The sequence below is a fragment of the Glaciihabitans arcticus genome (genome assembly GCF_004310685.1).
Taxonomy (GTDB): domain Bacteria; phylum Actinomycetota; class Actinomycetes; order Actinomycetales; family Microbacteriaceae; genus Conyzicola; species Conyzicola arctica.
The window spans coordinates 2,611,545-2,630,386 of the sequence record NZ_SISG01000001.1; the positions used below are offsets into that span (position 1 = coordinate 2,611,545).

Sequence of the window (18,842 nt, forward strand, 5' to 3'; positions counted from 1 at the left end):
CAGAGGTCCCGAGTGGTTGAGTTAGAGAAAGCCCGAGAGCGCTCGACGCGAGTGCGCGGCCTGCGCGCCGGGCGGCATGTCAGCCCCACCCGCACGCCCCAGTTCGCCGGGAGCTTCGCCGCCCTCGGGCGTCTCGCCTACGAGGGGGCGCAGGTCTCCGCGAACGTTCTCGACCTGCAATCGGGGCAGACCCTCGTGTCGATCGATGATCGCATTGTGCTGCCGACGGCGAGCATCGGCAAGGTGCTGCTTCTCATCGAGGTGTCGGCCCGGCTGACGGGCCGGGATTTCTCCGGCTACGGCATCCTCGACAAAACGCCGCGCGACTCGGTGGGCGACAGCGGCGTCTGGCAGCACATGCAGGCGCCCGCGCTTCCCGTTGCCGACCTGGCGACCCTCGTCGGGGCGACGAGCGACAACCTCGCCACCAACCTGCTGCTCGGGCGCATCGGCCTCGACGCCGTACGGGCCCGCACGGAGTCCCTCGGCCTCACCCGCACCGCACTTCTCGACGTGGTTCGCGACACCCGGGGTCCGGATGACGCCCCACAGCTCTCGGTCGGCTCCACCGCCGAGCTCTCCTGGCTGTTCGGCGCTCTTGCCCGCGGCGAGGTCGTGGACTCGATCACCAGCCAACGGGTGATGAGCTGGCTCTCGCTCAACTGCGACCTCTCGATGGTCGCCGCGGCATTCGGGCTCGATCCGCTCTCGCATCGCCTGCCCGACCACCAGACGCTGCTGGTCAATAAAACCGGCACAGACACAGGCGTGCGCGCCGAGGCGGGCGCCCTGCGCGGCCAGCGTGCGGCAGTCTCCTATGCCGTGTCGATCCAGTTCGCCGACGACAACCTCGAGACGCGACTGCGCGCCCTCACCGCGATGCGGGCCGTGGGCGAAGAGCTGCTGGAATACGTGCACTGAGTCCGACCGACCGGCCGTCTCACGACGGCCGGTCCGGACTCCGGCCGAGCGGTCGCCCGCTCGCCCCACCGGCTGATCCCTTCGGGTGTGGGATAAATCGGCTGGTTCATTGTCGCGGTACATCGCGAAGGCTGTTCATACCCATTACGGGGGGATGGACAATCACCGCCATACCGCACGGCCCGATGAGTCTGGGCGTTTGCTCGGAGACCACTCACAGTAGCCAGCGATACGCTCTAGACATTCCATGCTGGAAGAACGACGTTTTTCGCATTGATCAACGCACACTCGAATTGAAGGAGAACACCATGAAAGGCAAGATCCTTTTGGTGGTCGGCGTGGCCGTCGGCTACGTGCTCGGAGCCCGAGCCGGACGCGAACGGTACGAAGAGATCAAGCGCAACGCCAACAAGTTGTGGAATGACCCGCGCGTGCAGCGCCCGGTGCACCAAGCCGAGGACTTCGTCAAGGACAAGGCTCCCGAGGTTGCGGAATTCCTGGCCGACGGCGCCAAGAAGGTTGTCGGACAGGTGAGCGGCGCCAACAAGCCGAAGACCACTACGCCCCGGAAGACGTCGACGGCCTCGAAGTCCTCGACCACGGAGTAGGCAATCGTGAGCGGGAACGAAACACCCCGGCGGTCGCTGCTCAAGCTCATCGCCGACCTGCCCGGCTTCATCGTCGACCTCGTCAAGAGTGAGATCGAGCAGCTCAAGGCGGAGATCGTCGGCAAGCTCAAGCTCGCGGGCATCGGAATCGGCGCGTTTGCCGTGGCCGGCGTCTTCGCCTTCTTCGCCCTCGGCGTGCTCATCGCTGCGGCCGTCCTCGGCATTGCGACAGCACTCCCGGCGTGGCTCGCGGCACTCATCGTGGGCGTCGCACTGCTGCTGATCGCGGGCATCCTCGCCCTCGTCGGCGTTCAGATGCTCAAGAAGGGCACGCCCCCGACTCCGACCGACACCATCGAGAGTGTCAAAAAAGACGTGGATGCCCTCAAGGGCACCGGAAAGCGAGACTGACCATGACCGACGCCATTCAGACACGTATTGCAACCCAGCGCGCGGCGCTCGAAGACACCCTCGACCAGATCGAGGAGCGCATCAACGTTCCTCGCCAGGTTGGGCGGCTCACCGACAAGGCGAAGGCCTCCTACGACGAGAACCCCGTACCGTGGATCATCGGCGCTACCGCCGTGGCGATCTCGGTTGTGGGAATCGTCGCCTGGGCACTGCTCAGCGACGACTGATCCGGCCGACGTACTGCGGGGATAGCGGTACGGTTCGACCAACAGGCTGGGGGCGTCTTGCTGCGCGAGATCGTGATGGCGCTCATCCGTCCGTTCATGCGGGTGTGGGTCGCGGGCGTTGAAGACGAACTCGACAGCGTCCCACGACCGCGCGACAGACCGCAGGTGCATGCACCCGGCGTCGACAGCGACCGGCTCCTTCTCGTCGGCAGCGGGCCAGCCGCCGGCTGGGGTGTGCTGAGCCATGAGCTCTCCCTCCCCGGGGCCCTCGCGCGATCGCTGTCCCAGGTGACCGGGCGCGGCGCCGTCGTCGACGTCCTGGTCGACCCCGACATGACCGCGGTGAGCGCTCTCCGCCAGCTCGGGGGAAGCAAGCTCTGGCGCTACGACGCGGTGATCCTCATCATCGGTGTGAATGACGCGATCGCGGTCTCGTCCCCGCGAGGCTGGCGCCGCGCAATGGGTGCGCTCCTGCGTTACGCGGAGAGCGCCTCTTCCAAGAGCACGCAGGTGTTCGTGGTTGAGATCCCGCCGATCCGCGCCCTCCGCGTGTTCGACGCCCTGCCCGGACGTCTCGCAGAACGTCACGCTCGCGCGCTCAACCGCATCACCGCCTCCATCGTGCAGGGCCTCGATCGCACGACGGTGGTGCCATTCGAGCCGATCTCCATCCCGACCCCCAATCGCTACCGCAGCCCCGAGGAGTACCGCGCATGGGCGGAGCTGCTCGTGCCGACCATCGCCACCTCGCTCGGCGACCCGCGCAACCACCTCGTGGAGCCGCCCGGCGCCCACAAGGAGCACGAGGAGGAGCGACAGTTGGCCGTCGATGCCCTCGGCATCGTCGACACCGACCCGGAGGAACGTTTCGACCGCATCGTCGCGCTCGCTCGCCGCGCGTTCGGCACCCAGGCCGCCGCCTTCACCGTCACCGACCACCACCGGCACTGGATCAAGTCAGGCGTCGGCACCGAGGTGCCCGAGTTCCTGCGGGCCGAGTCCGTGTGCGACACCACCATCAAGGCGGTCGGCGCCGTGGTGGTGGGTGACCTCAGCCTCGACGCGCGGTTCAGGGACTTTCCCATGGTGATCGACTCGAGCATCCGCTTCTACGCGGGCTTCCCGGTCGAGTCGCCGACCGGGGAGCGCATCGGAGCACTGTGCGTGTTCGATCCGGAGCCGCGCACGGGCGGCGTCGACGAAGTACTGCTGCGCGAGCTCGCCATGCTGGTACAGGCCGAGCTCTGGCACCCGACGAAGGACTAGGCGGTCTGCTCGCCGCGCTCCGGCTTCGGCAGCGAGGTCACGGTCGGCACGCTCACGCCGTACAGCGCGTCGAGGGCGTCGATGAAGCGGGCGGCCTCACCGCTCGAGGCGAGTTCGCGCGCGCGAACGGATGGCCCGTGCAGGATGACCCCGGCGAGATGCCGCAGCGCAGCCTCCGTTTCGCTCGAGTCCCCGGCGCGGGCCCGAGCTCGCTCGATCTCTGCGTCGAGCAGGTCGAATACGTGCGAGCGGAGGGCGACGATCGCCGGTTCCACCGAAGGTGCCGTGGCGAAGGCCGCGGCGGACGTAGCGACGAGGGCGCGGGCGTCCGCGGTCGCGGTGAGTGCCTCGATGGGGGCGTGGCGCGAGATGATCTCGAGGTCGAGCAGTTCAACACCCGGCATGGTGGCGACCGCGGGATCCACGTTGCGCGGCAGCCCCAGGTCGATGACGAGCCTGCGCTCGGCGTTCGCGACGTCGGCAGGCAGGATGGCGAGGGTCGACGTGCAGGTGATGACGACATCCGACACCGCGATCGCGGCGGGTAGCGCCGTCTCGGCGACGATGCCGTATTTGAGGGCGAACTTCTCGGCACGGCCGGAGGGCGAGAAGACGCGCACGTTCGTGGCGCCGCGGTCGCGGAGGGCAGCGAGGGTCGTTGCGGCGTACTGGCCGGTGCCGACGAGCAGCACACGCGCGGCCGACCAGTCGGTGACCCGGCTCGAGGCCAGTTCGAGGCCAAGGCGCACGAGTGAGCGACCGGCGCCGCCGAGCTCGGTGCGACGCTTCACGTCGCGCGAGGTCTGGGCGGCGCGCTGGAACAGCTGCTCGAGGGTGGAGGAGGTGGTGCCGTCGGCGCGCGCGGCGTCGAGGGCGCGGCGAACCTGCCCAGAGATCTCGTCCTCACCGACGACGACCGACTCGAGCCCGCTCGTGACGGCGAACAGGTGCTCGGCAACGTCATCCCCGGTCAGGATGGTGACACTGGCGCGCAGGTCGTCGTGGTCGACGCCACTGCCCGCGCTCATGGCCTCGATCGTGGAGCGAACGGCGACGGCCGTGGCTCCGGTGAGCGGCTCGTCGATGTCGAGGTAGGCCTCGAAACGATTGCAGGTGGCGAGCACCACGGCGCCCGTGACGAAGTCGCTGCCCTCGACGAGTGCGCGGGTCGCTGCGGGTGCGGCGATGGAGAGCTTCTCGAGAACGTCGAAGCTCGCGTTCCGATGGTTAGCAGTCAGGCACAGCAGCACAATCTAATGTTAAGCGCATGCCCCTGTCTCCGAATCATCCCCTCGTCGACGGGCGTACCTCCGACTCGTCCCTCATCTCCGCCTACCGCGGCGAGAAGCAGTCGACTCCGCCTGTCTGGTTTATGCGCCAGGCCGGACGCTCCCTGCCGGAATACCGGGAACTACGGGTCGGAAACAGCATGCTCGACGCCTGCCTAACCCCCGAACTCGCGAGCGAGATCACGCTGCAGCCCGTTCGTCGCCACGGCGTCGACGCCGCGATCTTCTTCAGCGACATCGTGATCCCCATCAAACTCGCAGGTATCGACGTGGAGATCGTGCCGGGACGCGGCCCGGTCATCGCCAACCCGATTCGCACGGCTTCGGATGTGGCGGCGCTCCGTCCCCTCGAACCCGGCGCCCTCCAGCCCGTGATCGACGGCGTCGCCGCAACGGTCGCGCAGCTGGGGGAGACACCCCTGATCGGATTCGCCGGCGCCCCCTTCACCCTTGCCTCCTACCTCGTCGAGGGCGGACCGTCGAAGGATCAGCTCCGCGCGCGCACCATGATGTACGCCGACCCGCAGAGCTGGGCGAACCTGCTCAACTGGTGCGCCGACGTCACGGGCGAGTTCCTGCGCGCGCAGATCGAGGCCGGCGCTTCGGCCGCGCAGCTCTTCGACTCCTGGGTCGGCTCGCTGAGCGAGGTCGAGTACGTCAAGCGTGTCGCCCCGCACTCGAAGCGCGCCCTGTCGCACCTGCGTGGCCTCGACGCGCCGAAGGTGCATTTCGGGGTCGGCAGCAACGAGATGCTGCAGGCCATGTACGGCATCGGAGCGGACGTTATGGGCATCGACTGGCGCATCCCGCTCGACGAGGCGAACCGCAGACTCGGCGGAACCGTGCCACTTCAGGGCAACCTCAACCCCGCCCTGCTCGCCGCACCGTGGAAGACCCTCGAAGCCCACGTGCGCGACGTCGTCGACCGCGGCGGCAAGGCGCCCGCCCACGTGCTCAACCTCGGACACGGCGTTCCGCCCGAGACCGACCCGGCCGTGCTGACCCGCATCGTCGAACTGGTGCACTCCTTGTGACCTCGTTCGTGGTCGTCGGTGGCGGCGTCGCCGGGCTGGTGACGGCTCGTCGGCTCGCGCTGGGTGGTGCGACGGTCGCGCTGCTCGAGGCCTCCGATCGACTCGGCGGCACGGTGACCCACCACGTCGTCGGCGGCCTTGTGCTCGACGCGGGAGCCGAGAGCTTCGCGGTGCGCGGAGACACCGTCGCGGAGCTCGCGACCGAACTGGGGCTCGGCGACGAGATCGTCATCCCGAACCCGGCCGGCGCCTGGCTGCAGCGAGTCCGCGGCGCCGTCGCCCTGCCGGCGACCAGCCTGCTCGGCATTCCCGGGGTGCCGCTCGCGGCCGACGTGATCGACGTCGTCGGGTTCGGTGCCGCCCTTCGCGCTTACCTCGAGACCCTGCTGCCCGGTACCGTCGCGGCGGGGTCCGCGACCCTCGGTGAACTGGTGCGGCGCAGGATGGGGCAGCGCATGCTCGACGAACTCGTGGCACCCGTGACCCACGGTGTGCACTCGCAGCACCCCGACGACCTGCCGCTCGACCGGGTCGCCCCCGGCCTGCGCTCCGCCCTGCGCCGAAGCGGATCGCTCGCTGCCGCCGTGCGCGAGCTGCGTGCATCCGCCCCCGCGGGCGCGGCCGTCGCCGGAATCCGCGGTGGGGTGCATCGGCTGGTCGACGAACTCACGGCCGACCTCGAGCGCCTCGGCGTCGACGTAAGACTCGGAGTGCGCGGCGAGGCGACCGGTCACGGCGATGCGCGGGTTGTGCTCGCCTTTCCGCCCGCACACGGGAGCAGCACACCCGTCGAACTCGCGACACTCGTGGTCGATGCACCGGGGCTGGATGTCGCGCCGCGTGGCTCGGGAGTTCTCGTCGCGAACGGGGTGCCGGGCATCCGGTCCCGCGCACTCACGCATGCGACGGCAAAGTGGCGGTGGCTCGCCGATCGCGCGGAGGGCAAGCATGTGCTGCGGCTCTCCTATGCCGAGGCTCCCGAGAACCTCGCCGATATCGCGAGAGAGGATGCCGCAGCCCTCCTCGGCATCGAACTGCCCCCCTCGGCCGTGCTCGATTTCGCGCGGGTGCACTGGGACCGTCCGAGGGCGGCCCCGGCGCAGGTGGAGGGAGTGACGCAGGTCGGCGAGGTGGCCTCGGGCACGGGTCTTGCGAACGTCGTCGCCCACGCCGAGCGCACAGCGCGCGAGCTGCTCGAACCGCCGGTGCCCGGAGAGGTGCCGGTCGAAGAGCTGCCCGAGGTCTAGTCCAGCACCGTCTAGTCGAGGCTCACCCGGCTGATGCGCACCACGATCTCGGTGGTCGCGCCGTAGGGCAGGGTCGCGCGGATCGCGTCGGCGATCGCGGCGGCGGTGACCGGTGCCTGGGCGGAGGCATCGACCGCGACGTTCGCGACGATGCGCTCGGGGCTCACCTCGACCAGGGCACGGGTACCGCTCACCAGCTCCCTCGCGGATCGCGCGACGGCAGGCTCGGTGGCGTAGAGGGAGACGACTCCCGGCAGAGCAAGCAGCAGCGCATCGAGGTCGCTCATGACTCTCCTCCTTCGGTCGCGATGACGTGCACGTCTTCCACCGTCACGTCGACCGCGGCGATCGACAACTCGGTGTGCTTGAGCAGCGCGGTGTAGACGGCCTGCCGCACGGACTCGGCGGCAGCGCGCACGGGGGTGCCGAGCAGCACGCTGATCGAGACCGCGACCGTGACGTCGGTCTCGCCCTCGAGCGAGCAGCGGCCGACGAGCACTCCGTCGACGGAGTCACCGGCCGAGCGCACCAGCCCACGGATCGCACCCTCGGTGATCGTCAGCCGGGTGAGCGGATCGGTCGAGGCGAGCGGGATGTCCCGACCCGCCTTCACCTCGCGCGTGATCGACGCGAAGAGGCCGCTGAACCAGGACTCGTCGAGGGCGGGTGCCTCGGCGGCGTCGCGCGAGACGAGTTCGCGGGAGAGGGAGCCGTAGCGTTCGAGGGAGGTGAGCACCGCCTGGCACTCCGCATTGTCGTCGATCGCCTCGATGGCCGGGGTGCGGCCACTGTCGAGGTACTCGCTGAGCTGCTCGAGTGTGTACCCGGAGCCGCCGATTCCGTCGTCGGTCATCGCCACACCTCCATTTCCGTCATCACCGTGGCACGAGCGCGAGCGAGTCGTCCGCGCACCTGTGCCACCGTAGTGTCGAGGCGTTCGGCGATCTCCTCGTAGGAGTAGCCACCCACCTCCTTGAGGATCCAGCATTGCCGCTGGCTTTCCGGCATCGCCGCGAGCACGCTCGACAGGGCGTCGAGCTGGGAGGACGCGATCGCCCGGTGCTCAGGACCGCGTTCGGCGAGTTCGAGCCGGGCCTCGTCCAATTCGCTGGAGGGCTTGCGGGCACGAACCCGGTCGATGGCCTTGCGCGAGACGATGCTTGTCAACCAGGAGCGCACTTTGGACGGGTCGGCCAGGCCGTCGAGCTGGTCCCAGGCAACGATGAGCGCATCCTGCACGGCGTCGTCCGCGTCGACGTTCGAGCCGACCAGCCGGGTCGCGAACGCGCGCAGGTATGGACCGTGCCGACGCACCAGGATGCCGAAGGCCACGGTGTCGCCATCCGCGGAGCGCTCGGCGAGCAGGGCGTCGGAGGCGAGGGAGAGATCCGTCATCTCGCACCCAGATAACTCTCAGGTGTTAATTCGGCGCACGACCGTGACATTTGCCGCCCGGCACTCGTCTGAGTTGTGTAGTCCACCACGGGCCACGATACGGCAGGGTTCCCCGCCGCAGCACACAGAACGCCACACCTCACAGAAAGAACAGGCACCTCATGGCAGTCCAGAAGGCTTCAACCACACCCGTCACCGTGACCGACCTCGGCAACGTGACAGTCGCCAGCGGAACCACGGTGATCGTCGATCCCGTAATCGCCAAGATCGCCGGCATCGCGGCACGCGAGGTGCCCGGAGTGTTCGCTCTCGGTGGCGGAGCGGCCCGCGTCGTCGGAGCCATCCGTGACGCTATCGGCTCGACCGACCTCAGCCAGGGCGTCAAGGTCGAGGTCGGCGAGACCCAGGTCGCGGCCGACGTCACGATCGTCGTCGAGTACCCGCTTCCTCTCCAGCAGGTCGCCGACCAGGTGCGCGCGGCCGTCGCCGCGGCAATCACCGACCTCGTCGGCATGCAGGTCGCCGAGATCAATGTCACGGTCACCGACGTGCACATCCCCGGTGACGACGACACCGAGCCCACCGAGACGCGCGTCGTATGAACCCGACACTGATCGGTGCGGCCGCGGGCGTTGTGCTCGCAATCACCGCCCTCGTCTTCGGATTCTGGGGCTTCCTGCTCGTTATGGTGTTCGGCACCATCGGTGCGGTCGTCGGCGCGATCGTCAGCGGACGCCTCGACGTGCGCGCCGTCGTCGACGCCGCTCGGGGACGCCGGAGCGCCTGATGACAGAGCACTTCGACGGCCGCGTCTCGATCAGCGCCCGTGCGCTCGAGCGCACCGTCACGGCGATCGCCGCGTCTCGCCTCGGCGTGGCCGCGAGCGAGGTGAACGTACGGCTCACCGACGACTCCGGCCTGCTGGCCGTGGCGGTTGCGGCGCCGATCGGCATCCCGCCGCTGCGTTCGACAAACCCGGGTCGCGCGCTGCCCGAGCGCATCGTCGACGCCCGTTCCCAGATTCGGGATGACGTCACCCGCATCGCCGGCGCCACCGTCGGCACGGTGGCGCTCACCATAACCCGTGCCCGCATGCTCGAAGAGAGGAGAGTTCGATGACCGACAGCTCGAAGCTCTACCGCCGCCTCATCCGCCGGTCGACGCACCGTTCGCGGTCCGCCGCCGTCATCGTCGCTCTCATGCTGGTCGCCCTGGGCGCCGCGTATGTCGCGACCGAGGCGGTGCTGGCCGCGCTGGGTGCACCTGCGCTTCTGGTCTCGATCAACGACCTCGTCTCCGCGATCGAGTCGCCCGGAGCTCTCGCCATCGGCGCGGCCGTTGCCCTCGCCGTGCTCGGCCTGGTCCTGGTCGTGCTGGCCATCGCCCCCGGTCGCCGGTCGCGCCACGAGATCCCCGATGAGCGAATGGCCGTGCTCGTCGACGACTCCGTGCTCGCCGGTGCGTTCGTCAAGGCGACGGTGCGCGAGTCGCGCCTGCCCGCGAGCCGCGTGACGGCGGTCGTCGGTAAACGCTCGGGTCGCGTGACGATCACGCCGACCAGCGGCTCGCTGCTCGACCGGCCCGCCCTCGAGCGTGCCGCCGACGCCGTGGTCGTCTCGCTCAGCCCGCGCCCCGCGCTCGCCGTCGAGGTCGCCGTGTCCAACAGAGGGGTGGTCGGCTCATGACGCGCAGCAACCGTGGACTCAACCGCCTGCTGCTGGCGCTCGTCGGCCTGGTATTCCTTGCGGCGGCGGCCTTCATCGCCAATCGCGCGTATCCGGTGATCGCGATACCCGAGCTCGGCGAACTCGACGCGACGGGGCTGTGGGTCGTTGCATCCATCGGCCTGCTCGTCATCGTGCTGTCGATCTGCTGGATCGTCACGCGCGGCGGAGGTGCGACACGCACCCTTGCCACCGCACCGGACGACGAAGGCGCCGGGTCGATTGAGGCCCGCGTCGCCGCAGACCTCGTGGCCGCCGACCTCGAGCGTGTTCCCGACATCGTGGATGTCTCGGCTCGCGCCTTCCGCGTGCGCGGTGAGACCGTGCTCGAGCTCGTTGTCACTACCCGCCGATCGGCAGACCTGCGGCTCGTCGTCGACAGCGTCGGACGTGCCGTCGCAGCGCTCGACGTCCTACTCGCGACAGAGATTCCCGTGCTACTCCATGTGGCATCGGGTGTGCGCGCGAACCTCGCGCGCGAACAACGCGTGCACTGAGCACGCCGAACAGAGAAGGAGCTCGCCATGAGCGCTGGAGACAAGATCAAGAATGCCGCCGAAGAACTCATCGGCAAGGGCAAGGAAGCGGTCGGTAACGCGACCGACAACGACAAGCTCGTCGCCGAGGGCAAGGCCGACCAGGCCAAGGCCAACGTGAAGAAGGCCGGCGAGAACGTCAAGGACGCCTTCAAGTAACGAGAACCCCGCAAAGCGGCCACGTCGCCCGAACGACGTGGCCGCTGGGCGTCTCACAGCCAGCGCTCGACTGATTAGCGTCCGGCTCGTAACGGGGGGAGGATAGAGGCATGACTTCCAGCCCTACCGGCGACGAAACCCCCGAACTCGGTTACACCCTCTGGTCGGTGCTGCGCCGCACCGAGGGACACGGCCAGGCGATCGGCCGACTCAGCCTCGCCATCGACTCCGTCGAGGCGGCCGGCGTGACCATCCGCGGCTTCTACGACGTGTCGTCGATTCGCGCCGACGCCGACCTCATGATCTGGCTGCACGGACCGGATCCGCAGAAGCTGCAGTGGGCTCTCCGCGAGCTGCGTCGCAACGAGCTGCTGCGTGGCCTCGTGCAGCAGTGGAACGCGATGGGCGTGCACCGCGATGCCGAATTCACGAGCAACCACCTGCCCGCATTCATGCGCGGCAAGGAGCCCGAGCAGTGGCTCACCGTCTACCCCTTCGTGCGCAGCTACGAGTGGTACCTGCTGCCCGACGAGGAGCGCCGCGCCATGCTCGGCGACCACGGTCGCAAGGGCAGCGAGTACCGCCAGGTGCTCGCCAACACGGTCGCGAGCTTTGCGCTCGGCGACTACGAGTGGATCCTCGCCCTCGAGGCTCCCGAACTGGTCGACCTGGTCGACCTCATGCGCCACCTTCGCCAGACGGACGCCCGCCTGCACGTACGCGAAGAGGTCCCCTTCTATACCGGTCGACGCATCACCGTCGACGAGATCGCCGAGGTACTGTCATGACCGTTGTCGGAGCTGCATCGGCCGAGGCCGCGTCGGGTGCCGAACATGTCACCGAGCCGGTCGCCTACGACGCGATCCTGCTCGCGAGCTTTGGGGGACCGGAGGGGCAGGATGACGTCATCCCGTTCCTGCGCAATGTCACCCGCGGCCGGGGTATCCCCGAGGAGCGCCTCGAGGAGGTCGCCCACCACTACCGCGCCTTCGGCGGCATCTCGCCCATCAACGACCAGAACCGCGAACTCAAGGCGGCACTCGAGGCCGAGCTCGCCCGCCGCGGCATCGACCTGCCCTTGCTGTGGGGCAACCGCAACTGGGACCCCTACCTGCGCGACGCGCTGACCGAGGCGAACGAGCGGGGCTTCACGAAGCTCATCGCGATCGGCACCTCGGCCTACTCGTCGTACTCGAGCTGCCGCCAGTACCGCGAGGACTACGCGATCGCACTCGCCGAGACCGGCCTCGAGGGCCAGATCTCGATCGACAAGGTGCGTCAGTTCTTCGACCACCCCGGGTTCGTCGAGCCCTTCATCGAGGGCGTCACCCAGGGGCTTCGGGATGTCGCGGCTCGTGGCATCGCCCCCGAGAAGACCCACGTGCTCTTCGCCACCCACTCGATCCCCACCGCTGACGCGGAGAAGAGCGGACCGCAGGGCAACGCGTACCAGGCCCAGCACCTCGCGGTCGCGGAGGTCGTGATGCTGGCTTCAGAGGCCGCCGACGTGCCGCACTCCCTCGTCTACCAGAGCCGCTCCGGCCCGCCCAGCATGCCGTGGCTCGAGCCTGACATCAACGACGCGATGCGCGAACTGGCGGCATCCGGAACCGAGGCGTTCGTCATCGTGCCGCTCGGCTTCGTCTCCGACCACATGGAGGTGAAGTGGGACCTCGACACCGAGGCCCTCGAGACCTCCGAGGAGCTTGGAACCTTCGCGGTGCGTGTGCCCACACCCGGCGTTCACGCCAAGTACGTGACCGGCCTCATCGACCTCGTGATGGAACGCATCAACGGCACCCCGACCGAGGAGCGCCCGGCGCTCACCGAGCTCGGCCCCTGGTTCGACGTGTGCCGTCCGGGGTGCTGCGAGAACGTGCGCCTCGGCTTCAAGCCGGCGCTCGCCGGGGTGCTGCCGTGAGCCCCTCGACAGGCACAGTAGTGCGCATCGGCACGCGCGGATCCGCCCTCGCGCTCGCCCAGACCCAGAAGATCGCCGACCAGCTCACCGCACGCGGTGCCGAGGTCGAGATCATCACCATCACCACACACGGCGACCGCTCGACCGAGTCACTTGCGACCCTCGGTGGCACCGGTGTCTTCGCGAGTGCGCTGCGGGATGCCCTGCTCGCGAACGAGTGCGACGTCGTTGTGCACTCCCTCAAGGACCTTCCGACCGCGCCGACGCCCGGCCTGTCGATCGGCGCCATTCCCAAGCGTGCCGATGCCCGGGATGCGCTCTGCGCGCGCGACGGTCTCACCCTTGACACGCTCCCCGAGAACGCCCGGGTCGGAACGGGTTCCCCGCGCCGCGCGGCGCAGCTGCTGTCCCGCCGCAGTCACCTCGAGATCGTGGACATCCGCGGCAACGTGGACACCCGCCTCGGTCGCATCGTGGGCGGAGATTTGGATGCCGTTGTGCTTGCCGCCGCCGGACTCGAACGACTCGGTCGCGCAGAAGCCGTCACCGAGTATCTCTCCCTGAACGGCTGGCCGACCGCCCCCGGCCAGGGTGCCCTCGCACTCGAGGTGCGCTCGGGCGAGGAGAAGCTGGTCTCCGCGCTCGACCACAAGCCGAGCCGCATCCTCGTGGAGGCAGAGCGCGCGGTGCTCGCCCAACTGGAGGCCGGGTGCGCTGCGCCCATCGCCGCCCACGCGTTCATGGAGGACGGCCTGCTCTTCCTCGATGCGCGGGTGTATGCGCCGGACGGAACGGCAAAGATCACGTCATCCCACGCCCTGTATCTCTCGGACTCGCCGAACCCCGCAGCGGATGTCGCGGGCCGGGTCTCCGCGGAGCTGATCGCGCTCGGTGCGGCCGACATCGCGCCGTTGGGCGCCTGATGGACCACCGCCCGCGCCGCCTGCGCACCACCCCGGCAATGCGTCGCCTCGTCGCCGAGACGCGCCTGCACCCCGCCGACCTCGTGCTGCCGATGTTCGTGGCCGAGGGCGCGACCGAGCCGCGCCCCATCTCCTCGATGCCGGGCGTGGTGCAGCACTCCGTCGATAGCTTCACTCGCGCGATCGCGGAGGCGGCCGAAGCCGGCATCGGCGGCATCATGCTCTTCGGTGTCCCGCTCGAGAAGGACGCGATCGGGTCCGGCGCGACCGACCCCGACGGCATCCTCAACGTCGCCACCCGCATCGCGGTCGAAGAGGCGGGCGATGCTCTCGTCGTTCAGACCGACCTGTGTCTGGATGAGTTCACCGACCACGGCCACTGCGGAGTGCTCGACGCCCACGGGGTCGTCGACAACGACGCGACCCTCGAACGCTACCGCGACATGGCTCTCGCCCAGGCCGAGTCCGGGTCGCAGCTGCTCGGCCTGAGCGGCATGATGGACGGCCAGGTCGCCGCCGTGCGCGAGGTGCTCGAGAGCTCGGGCTTCGAAGACACCGCGATCCTCGCCTACTCCGCCAAGTACGCTTCCGCGTTCTACGGCCCCTTCCGCGAGGCGGTGCAGTCGACACTGAAGGGCGACCGCCGCAGCTACCAGCTCGACGCCGCCAATGGTCGCGAGGGCATTCGCGAGGTGCTGCTCGACATCGAGCAGGGCGCCGACGTGGTGATGGTCAAGCCCGCGGGCAGCTATCTCGACGTGCTCGCCGAGACCGCGGCCGTGAGCACGGTTCCGGTCTGGGCGTACCAGGTGTCGGGTGAGTACGCCATGGTCGAGGCGGCGGCGGCGAACGGCTGGATCGACCGCGACCGCGCCATCCACGAATCGGTTCTTGCCATCAAGCGCGCCGGTGCGGACGTCGTGCTCACCTACTGGGCGACCGAACTGGCAGGGCAGCTCCGATGAGCAACGCCGAGCAGTTCGACCGCGCCCGGCTCTCCATCCCGGGCGGCGTCAACTCTCCCGTTCGCGCCTTCGGCTCCGTCGGCGGCACCCCGCGCTTCTTCGTCGAGGCGAAAGGCGCCTACGTACGCGACGTCGAGGGTCGTGAGTACGTGGACCTTGTGAACTCCTGGGGACCGGCGATTCTCGGTCACGCACACCCGCAGGTCATCGCAGCGGTGCAGGCCGCGGCAGCGAAGGGACTCGGCTTCGGCGCCTCCACGCCGGGGGAGACCCAGCTCGCCGAGCTGATCCGCGAGCGCGTGACCGTCGACGGCCGCAGCCCGATCGAGCGCGTTCGCCTCGTGTCGACCGGTACCGAGGCGACGATGACCGCGATCCGTCTCGCCCGCGGTGCGACCGGTCGCCGCCTGCTCGTGAAGTTCGCCGGGCACTACCACGGTCACTCCGATGGGCTGCTCGCCGAGGCGGGTTCCGGCCTCGCCACGCTCGGCCTGCCGGGCTCCGCGGGAGTCACCGCGGAGACGGCTGCGCAGACGCTCGTCATCCCGTACAACGACCTCGATGCGGTGCGCACGGTCTTCGCACAGCGCGGCGACGACATCGCCGGCATCATCTTCGAGGCGGCCGCGGCCAACATGGGGGTGGTGCCGCCGCTGCCCGGGTTCAACGCAGCCGTCACGGCCATCGCCCACGACAACGGATCGCTCGTCATCTCCGACGAGGTGCTCACCGGCTTCCGCGTCGGCTCGGCCGGTTGGTGGGGTCTCGACACACAGACGCCGTGGCTGCCCGACCTCATCACCTTCGGCAAGGTCGTCGGCGGGGGCCTGCCGCTCGCCGCTATCGGCGGCTCGGCCGCGGTCATGGAACTGCTCGCCCCGCTCGGCCCGGTCTACCAGGCCGGCACACTGAGCGGCAACCCCGTCGCCGTCGCGGCGGGTCTCGCCACCCTCGGCGCCGTGACCCCCGAGGTCTACGCGAAGCTCAACGCGACCGCCGATACGCTCGCCGCCGCCGTGTCCGCGGCGTTCGTGGCAGAGGGTGTCGAGCACGTGGTGCAGCGCGCGGGCAACCTGTTCTCCTTCGTCTTCAGCCCGGACGTGCCCCACGGCTATGCCGACGTCAAGGCGCAGCAGGCCTGGCGCTACCCGCCGTTCTTCCACGCGATGCTCGACGCGGGTGTGAGCCTGCCACCGTCGGTCTTCGAGGCATGGTTCGTCTCTGCCGCGCTCGACGAGGCTCCGTTGGGCCGTATCCTCGACGCACTGCCGGCTGCGGCGAAGGCGGCGGCGTCTGCGACCAACATCTGAGCAGGATGCCCCCCGGATTGTCCGCATTTGTGAGGACATCCTGCTGGGCGACTTCATTTTGTCCCCCTCACGCGGAGCAACCACACAGCCGATTCGCGCGCCACGCTGTCGCGGGGCAGGATAGGGGTCATGAGCTCGACCGCGAAGCCCCTCTCGGGATGGCGCGTCCTGGTGCCCCGCGGGGGCAAATGGGGCGACGCCGTCTCAGCGACCCTTCGCGGCTACGGTGCGATTCCGGTCATCGCCCCGCTCATCAACTTCGCGAGCGCCGCTGATCCCGAGGCCCTCGCAGACTCCCTGCGCCGCCTCGAGAGTGGCAGCTTCGACTGGCTCGTCATCACGAGCGCGACGACCGTCGACGTACTGGTGAGCTCGGGCACGAGCATCCCGAACGACACGAAGATCGCGGCCGTCGGTGAGACGACCGCGGCAGCCCTGCAGCTGGCCGGATACCACGTCGACTTCGTGCCGGAGCGCGACAACTCCGCGCGCGGACTGGTGAAGGAATGGCCCGAGGCCGACGTCACCGGCTCCGTATTGATCCCGCACTCCGACCTCGCCGAGCCGACCATCGTCGCGGGCCTCGCCGAGCGCGGCTTCCAGGTCGAGTACGTTGCCGCCTATCGCACGGTCACCGTGCCGGTCGCAGACCATGTCGCAACGGATGTCACGTCCGGTCGCATCAACGCCGTGCTCGTGACCTCAGGCAGTGTTGCCCGATCACTCGCTGCCCAGCTCGCGCCGCTTCCCGACTCGACGATCGTCGCCTGCATCGGCCCGCGCACGGCGTTCGACGCCCGTGACGCCGGACTCACCGTGCACCTCATCGCGGAGACTCGCTCGTCGGAGGCGCTCGTCGAGGCGCTCGTCGAGCATGCCGCGCACGGCGTCGCCGCTACCGAGTAGCTAGCCCGCGAAGCTCACCAGGAGCAGGACCGAGCCGATCAGTGGCAGCGCCCCCTGCAACGCGGCGGCTCTCGCGAGCTTCGGGTTGGAGATGACCAGCACGAGGGCCGCGGCCACCATGCTCAGTGCACCGAACAGCGCGAGCGCGCGACCGACGTCAGCATTGCCACCCGCGAAGATGATGATGCCGACCGTGATTCCGATAGCGAGGAACAGGTTGTAGAAGCCCTGGTTGAGCGCCATCGGTTTCACCACGTCGGCGTCGGCCTGCGATCTCAGGCCGAAGCGCTTCCACGTGGCCGGCTGCGACCAGGCGATCGACTCAAGGTAGAAGATGAAGACGTGCACGAGGGCGGCGAGGCCCACGAGGATCAGACCGATGACAACCAGGTTCATGCCATCAGTGTGGCACGACCCCGTTTCAGCGCGTTACGTCGATGACCGTCCGTCCGCGCACTCCGCCGGACATGATGCGCTCGGCGACGGTTGTCGCCTCTCCGAGCGAGGCCGTCTCGGTGAGGGAGTCGAGCAGGTCGAGGTCGAGGTCGGTGGCGAGTCTCGCCCATGCGTCTTCACGCAGGGCGAGGGGCGCCTGCACCGAGTTGATGCCGGCCAGGGTGACCGAGCGCAGGATGAAGGGCATCACCGTGGTCCGCAGATCCGGCCCCTGGGCGAGACCACAGGCCGCGACGACCCCGCCGTAGTGCACCTGCGCAAGCGCGTTCGCGAGCGTCGTGCTTCCGACCGAGTCGATCACGGCACCCCACCGCTGGGACTGCATCGGCTTGCCGGGCTCTTCGCCGAGCTCGGCGCGCTCGATGATGGCTGTGGCGCCGAGGCCCCGCAGGTAATCGTGCTCGGCGGCGCGGCCGGTCGAGGCCGTCACGGTGTGGCCGAGCCCGGCGAGCAGGGCGATCGCGATCGAGCCGACGCCTCCGCTGGCACCCGTCACGAGAACGGGCTTGTCTGCATCCGGTGTCAAACCGTGCCGCTCGAGGGCGAGCACGCTGAGCATCGCGGTGAACCCGGCCGTGCCGATCGCGGCCGCTCGCGCCGGGCTGATGGACTCGGGCCGGCGCACGAGCCACTCCGACTTCACTCGCGCTCGCTCGCCGAGTCCGCCATGGTGCGTCTCGCCGATGCCGAACCCGTTGAGGATGACACTGTCGCCCACCGCCCAGGTGCCGGAGGGCTGCGTCACCGTGCCCACCAGGTCGATACCCGGAATGAGGTTCGGCGCCTTGATGACGCCGGGCCTGCCGGTGAGTGCGAGCCCGTCCTTGAAGTTGATGCTGGAGTACTCGACGTCGACGAGGACGTCGCCGGCGTCTTCGCCGCCCAGGGCGTCATCCTCGAAATTATCGACGAGGTCGACGCGCACCTTCGGTTTGGGTGAATCGGCGGCCTGGGACACTCGCAGTGCGCGGAACATGGTGTCAAGGCTAGGCGACCCGGCAGAATTGGCGCAGGTGAATTCGCGAGCTCGGTCGAAATTCGCGGTTGCCGTTCGACGTATGAGTATGGGGCGAGAGTCGCTTCCGGAAACGCAAGGAGATCACGATGAAGTTCATGCTGATGCTGAAGGCAGACCCCGCCAACCAGGAAGCCCGCACGCCCACCGACGAAGAACTGAACAACATGGGCCGCTACAACGAGAAGCTCATCGAGGCAGGCGTTCTGCTCGCCGGCGAAGGCCTGCACCCGGTCGAGACCGGCAGCTGGGTCAGCTTCGAGGGCGAGGACCGCTCCGTGACCGACGGACCGTTCACCGAATCGAAGGAGCTGGTGGCCGGCTTCTGGATTCTCGACGTCGCGTCGAAGGACGAGGCGCTCGTCTGGGCGAAGGCCATCCCGCTCACCGATGGCACCGTCGAGGTGCGTCGGGTGTTCGAGGTCGAGGACTTCAACCAGGACAACGAGTACGTGCAGCAGGAAGTGAAGTGGCGCGAGGAGCACGAGGGCGCGGTGGAGCGATAGGCAATCGCGCCAGCGATTGCGCG

26 protein-coding genes are annotated in these 18,842 nt (G+C 68.9%); 20 read left to right on the forward strand and 6 right to left on the reverse strand.

The genetic code is table 11. The features are described from left to right. Positions 1–12 precede the first annotated feature (12 nt). The 5 genes from EYE40_RS12740 (at position 13) to EYE40_RS12760 (ending at position 3,433) form a co-directional block, all read left to right on the forward strand. Complete coding sequence (locus EYE40_RS12740; RefSeq protein ID WP_130982293.1) at positions 13–921, forward strand: serine hydrolase; 909 nt, start codon at positions 13–15, stop codon at positions 919–921. Positions 922–1,229: 308 nt separating this feature from the next. Then, entirely contained in the window at positions 1,230–1,529 is a 300-nt protein-coding gene (locus EYE40_RS12745; RefSeq protein ID WP_130982294.1) for a YtxH domain-containing protein, read from the forward strand. Between the two features lie 6 nt (positions 1,530–1,535). Continuing rightward, a complete protein-coding gene (locus EYE40_RS12750; RefSeq protein WP_240034812.1) occupies positions 1,536–1,940 on the forward strand; it encodes a phage holin family protein in 405 nt (134 codons plus the stop codon). A 2-nt stretch (positions 1,941–1,942) separates the two neighbouring features. Next, a complete protein-coding gene (locus EYE40_RS12755; RefSeq protein ID WP_130982296.1) occupies positions 1,943–2,167 on the forward strand; it encodes a DUF3618 domain-containing protein in 225 nt (74 codons plus the stop codon). 57 nt (positions 2,168–2,224) lie between these two features. Then, the gene (locus EYE40_RS12760; RefSeq protein ID WP_130982297.1) at positions 2,225–3,433 is read left to right on the forward strand and encodes a GAF domain-containing protein; all 1,209 of its coding nucleotides are present in this window, start codon (positions 2,225–2,227) and stop codon (positions 3,431–3,433) included. On the opposite strand, the gene EYE40_RS12765 is transcribed toward EYE40_RS12760, so the two are convergent. Continuing rightward, the gene (locus EYE40_RS12765; protein ID WP_130982298.1) at positions 3,430–4,683 is read right to left on the reverse strand and encodes a glutamyl-tRNA reductase; all 1,254 of its coding nucleotides are present in this window, start codon (positions 4,681–4,683) and stop codon (positions 3,430–3,432) included. The genes EYE40_RS12760 and EYE40_RS12765 overlap by 4 nt on opposite strands. Positions 4,684–4,700: 17 nt before the next feature. Between EYE40_RS12765 and hemE the strand changes: the two genes are divergently transcribed. Beyond that, positions 4,701–5,756 (forward strand): uroporphyrinogen decarboxylase, encoded by a 1,056-nt coding sequence (gene hemE / locus EYE40_RS12770; protein WP_130982299.1) that lies wholly within the window; start codon positions 4,701–4,703, stop codon positions 5,754–5,756. Then, positions 5,753–7,003 (forward strand): protoporphyrinogen/coproporphyrinogen oxidase, encoded by a 1,251-nt coding sequence (locus tag EYE40_RS12775; protein ID WP_130982300.1) that lies wholly within the window; start codon positions 5,753–5,755, stop codon positions 7,001–7,003. The genes hemE and EYE40_RS12775 overlap by 4 nt, the downstream gene beginning before the upstream one ends. 11 nt (positions 7,004–7,014) lie before the next feature. Here the strand turns inward: EYE40_RS12775 and EYE40_RS12780 are convergent, their stop codons facing one another. Genes EYE40_RS12780 through EYE40_RS12790 form a run of 3 tightly spaced genes read right to left on the reverse strand, consistent with a single transcriptional unit; the run spans position 7,015 to position 8,398 of the window. Next, positions 7,015–7,290, reverse strand: coding sequence for a hypothetical protein (locus tag EYE40_RS12780; protein WP_130982301.1), 276 nt, complete (start codon positions 7,288–7,290; stop codon positions 7,015–7,017). After that, on the reverse strand, positions 7,287–7,856 hold the full coding sequence (locus EYE40_RS12785) for an Asp23/Gls24 family envelope stress response protein (RefSeq protein WP_130982302.1): 570 nt from the start codon (positions 7,854–7,856) through the stop codon (positions 7,287–7,289). The genes EYE40_RS12780 and EYE40_RS12785 overlap by 4 nt, the downstream gene beginning before the upstream one ends. Further along, positions 7,853–8,398, reverse strand: a complete 546-nt coding sequence (locus EYE40_RS12790) for an RNA polymerase sigma factor (RefSeq protein ID WP_130982303.1) — start codon at positions 8,396–8,398, stop codon at positions 7,853–7,855. Before EYE40_RS12790 ends, EYE40_RS12785 begins: the two co-directional genes overlap by 4 nt. Positions 8,399–8,559: 161 nt before the next feature. Here EYE40_RS12790 and EYE40_RS12795 point away from each other — a divergent pair, with 161 nt between their 5' ends. From EYE40_RS12795 to EYE40_RS12850, 12 genes are all read left to right on the forward strand, one after another. Then, positions 8,560–9,000: an Asp23/Gls24 family envelope stress response protein gene (locus tag EYE40_RS12795; RefSeq protein ID WP_130982304.1), complete on the forward strand. Its 441-nt coding sequence runs from the start codon at positions 8,560–8,562 to the stop codon at positions 8,998–9,000. After that, a complete protein-coding gene (locus tag EYE40_RS12800) occupies positions 8,997–9,185 on the forward strand; it encodes a DUF2273 domain-containing protein (protein WP_130982305.1) in 189 nt (62 codons plus the stop codon). The genes EYE40_RS12795 and EYE40_RS12800 overlap by 4 nt, the downstream gene beginning before the upstream one ends. Beyond that, complete coding sequence (locus tag EYE40_RS12805; protein WP_130982306.1) at positions 9,185–9,517, forward strand: hypothetical protein; 333 nt, start codon at positions 9,185–9,187, stop codon at positions 9,515–9,517. The genes EYE40_RS12800 and EYE40_RS12805 overlap by 1 nt, the downstream gene beginning before the upstream one ends. Further along, on the forward strand, positions 9,514–10,083 hold the full coding sequence (locus EYE40_RS12810; protein ID WP_130982307.1) for a hypothetical protein: 570 nt from the start codon (positions 9,514–9,516) through the stop codon (positions 10,081–10,083). Before EYE40_RS12805 ends, EYE40_RS12810 begins: the two co-directional genes overlap by 4 nt. Further along, positions 10,080–10,619 (forward strand): hypothetical protein, encoded by a 540-nt coding sequence (locus EYE40_RS12815; RefSeq protein WP_130982308.1) that lies wholly within the window; start codon positions 10,080–10,082, stop codon positions 10,617–10,619. The genes EYE40_RS12810 and EYE40_RS12815 overlap by 4 nt, the downstream gene beginning before the upstream one ends. A gap of 27 nt (positions 10,620–10,646) precedes the next feature. Then, positions 10,647–10,817: a CsbD family protein gene (locus EYE40_RS12820; RefSeq protein WP_130982309.1), complete on the forward strand. Its 171-nt coding sequence runs from the start codon at positions 10,647–10,649 to the stop codon at positions 10,815–10,817. Between the two features lie 110 nt (positions 10,818–10,927). Beyond that, positions 10,928–11,605 (forward strand): hydrogen peroxide-dependent heme synthase, encoded by a 678-nt coding sequence (gene hemQ / locus EYE40_RS12825; protein ID WP_130982310.1) that lies wholly within the window; start codon positions 10,928–10,930, stop codon positions 11,603–11,605. After that, positions 11,602–12,738 carry a ferrochelatase gene (locus tag EYE40_RS12830; protein ID WP_130982311.1) on the forward strand — a complete coding sequence of 379 codons (1,137 nt, stop codon included), beginning with the start codon at positions 11,602–11,604 and terminating at the stop codon, positions 12,736–12,738. Before hemQ ends, EYE40_RS12830 begins: the two co-directional genes overlap by 4 nt. After that, on the forward strand, positions 12,735–13,661 hold the full coding sequence (hemC, locus tag EYE40_RS12835) for a hydroxymethylbilane synthase (protein WP_130982312.1): 927 nt from the start codon (positions 12,735–12,737) through the stop codon (positions 13,659–13,661). The genes EYE40_RS12830 and hemC overlap by 4 nt, the downstream gene beginning before the upstream one ends. Beyond that, positions 13,661–14,626 carry a porphobilinogen synthase gene (gene hemB, locus EYE40_RS12840; RefSeq protein WP_130982313.1) on the forward strand — a complete coding sequence of 322 codons (966 nt, stop codon included), beginning with the start codon at positions 13,661–13,663 and terminating at the stop codon, positions 14,624–14,626. Before hemC ends, hemB begins: the two co-directional genes overlap by 1 nt. Continuing rightward, complete coding sequence (gene hemL, locus EYE40_RS12845) at positions 14,623–15,936, forward strand: glutamate-1-semialdehyde 2,1-aminomutase (RefSeq protein ID WP_130982314.1); 1,314 nt, start codon at positions 14,623–14,625, stop codon at positions 15,934–15,936. The genes hemB and hemL overlap by 4 nt, the downstream gene beginning before the upstream one ends. A gap of 129 nt (positions 15,937–16,065) precedes the next feature. Further along, a complete protein-coding gene (locus tag EYE40_RS12850) occupies positions 16,066–16,842 on the forward strand; it encodes a uroporphyrinogen-III synthase (protein WP_130982315.1) in 777 nt (258 codons plus the stop codon). Here EYE40_RS12850 and EYE40_RS12855 read toward each other — a convergent pair whose 3' ends face one another. Then, entirely contained in the window at positions 16,843–17,232 is a 390-nt protein-coding gene (locus EYE40_RS12855; protein ID WP_130982922.1) for a DUF1304 domain-containing protein, read from the reverse strand. A 31-nt stretch (positions 17,233–17,263) separates the two neighbouring features. Continuing rightward, the gene (locus tag EYE40_RS12860; protein WP_130982316.1) at positions 17,264–18,274 is read right to left on the reverse strand and encodes an MDR family oxidoreductase; all 1,011 of its coding nucleotides are present in this window, start codon (positions 18,272–18,274) and stop codon (positions 17,264–17,266) included. Positions 18,275–18,402: 128 nt separating this feature from the next. On the opposite strand from EYE40_RS12860, the gene EYE40_RS12865 reads away from it, so the two are divergent. Then, entirely contained in the window at positions 18,403–18,819 is a 417-nt protein-coding gene (locus EYE40_RS12865) for a YciI family protein (protein WP_130982317.1), read from the forward strand. Positions 18,820–18,842 lie beyond the last annotated feature (23 nt).

Bases quoted from the DNA above. Each gene is read 5' to 3' on its own strand.
- EYE40_RS12745 (WP_130982294.1), top strand. From the start codon at position 1,230: ATGAAAGGCAAGATCCTTTTGGTGGTCGGCGTGGCCGTCGGCTACGTG.
- EYE40_RS12755 (WP_130982296.1), top strand. From the start codon at position 1,943: ATGACCGACGCCATTCAGACACGTATTGCAACCCAGCGCGCGGCGCTC.
- hemE (WP_130982299.1), top strand. From the start codon at position 4,701: ATGCCCCTGTCTCCGAATCATCCCCTCGTCGACGGGCGTACCTCCGAC.
- EYE40_RS12780 (WP_130982301.1), bottom strand. From the start codon at position 7,290: ATGAGCGACCTCGATGCGCTGCTGCTTGCTCTGCCGGGAGTCGTCTCC.
- EYE40_RS12785 (WP_130982302.1), bottom strand. From the start codon at position 7,856: ATGACCGACGACGGAATCGGCGGCTCCGGGTACACACTCGAGCAGCTC.
- EYE40_RS12790 (WP_130982303.1), bottom strand. From the start codon at position 8,398: ATGACGGATCTCTCCCTCGCCTCCGACGCCCTGCTCGCCGAGCGCTCC.
- EYE40_RS12795 (WP_130982304.1), top strand. From the start codon at position 8,560: ATGGCAGTCCAGAAGGCTTCAACCACACCCGTCACCGTGACCGACCTC.
- EYE40_RS12800 (WP_130982305.1), top strand. From the start codon at position 8,997: ATGAACCCGACACTGATCGGTGCGGCCGCGGGCGTTGTGCTCGCAATC.
- EYE40_RS12805 (WP_130982306.1), top strand. From the start codon at position 9,185: ATGACAGAGCACTTCGACGGCCGCGTCTCGATCAGCGCCCGTGCGCTC.
- EYE40_RS12810 (WP_130982307.1), top strand. From the start codon at position 9,514: ATGACCGACAGCTCGAAGCTCTACCGCCGCCTCATCCGCCGGTCGACG.
- EYE40_RS12815 (WP_130982308.1), top strand. From the start codon at position 10,080: ATGACGCGCAGCAACCGTGGACTCAACCGCCTGCTGCTGGCGCTCGTC.
- EYE40_RS12820 (WP_130982309.1), top strand. From the start codon at position 10,647: ATGAGCGCTGGAGACAAGATCAAGAATGCCGCCGAAGAACTCATCGGC.
- hemQ (WP_130982310.1), top strand. From the start codon at position 10,928: ATGACTTCCAGCCCTACCGGCGACGAAACCCCCGAACTCGGTTACACC.
- EYE40_RS12830 (WP_130982311.1), top strand. From the start codon at position 11,602: ATGACCGTTGTCGGAGCTGCATCGGCCGAGGCCGCGTCGGGTGCCGAA.
- hemB (WP_130982313.1), top strand. From the start codon at position 13,661: ATGGACCACCGCCCGCGCCGCCTGCGCACCACCCCGGCAATGCGTCGC.
- hemL (WP_130982314.1), top strand. From the start codon at position 14,623: ATGAGCAACGCCGAGCAGTTCGACCGCGCCCGGCTCTCCATCCCGGGC.
- EYE40_RS12850 (WP_130982315.1), top strand. From the start codon at position 16,066: ATGAGCTCGACCGCGAAGCCCCTCTCGGGATGGCGCGTCCTGGTGCCC.
- EYE40_RS12860 (WP_130982316.1), bottom strand. From the start codon at position 18,274: ATGTTCCGCGCACTGCGAGTGTCCCAGGCCGCCGATTCACCCAAACCG.
- EYE40_RS12865 (WP_130982317.1), top strand. From the start codon at position 18,403: ATGAAGTTCATGCTGATGCTGAAGGCAGACCCCGCCAACCAGGAAGCC.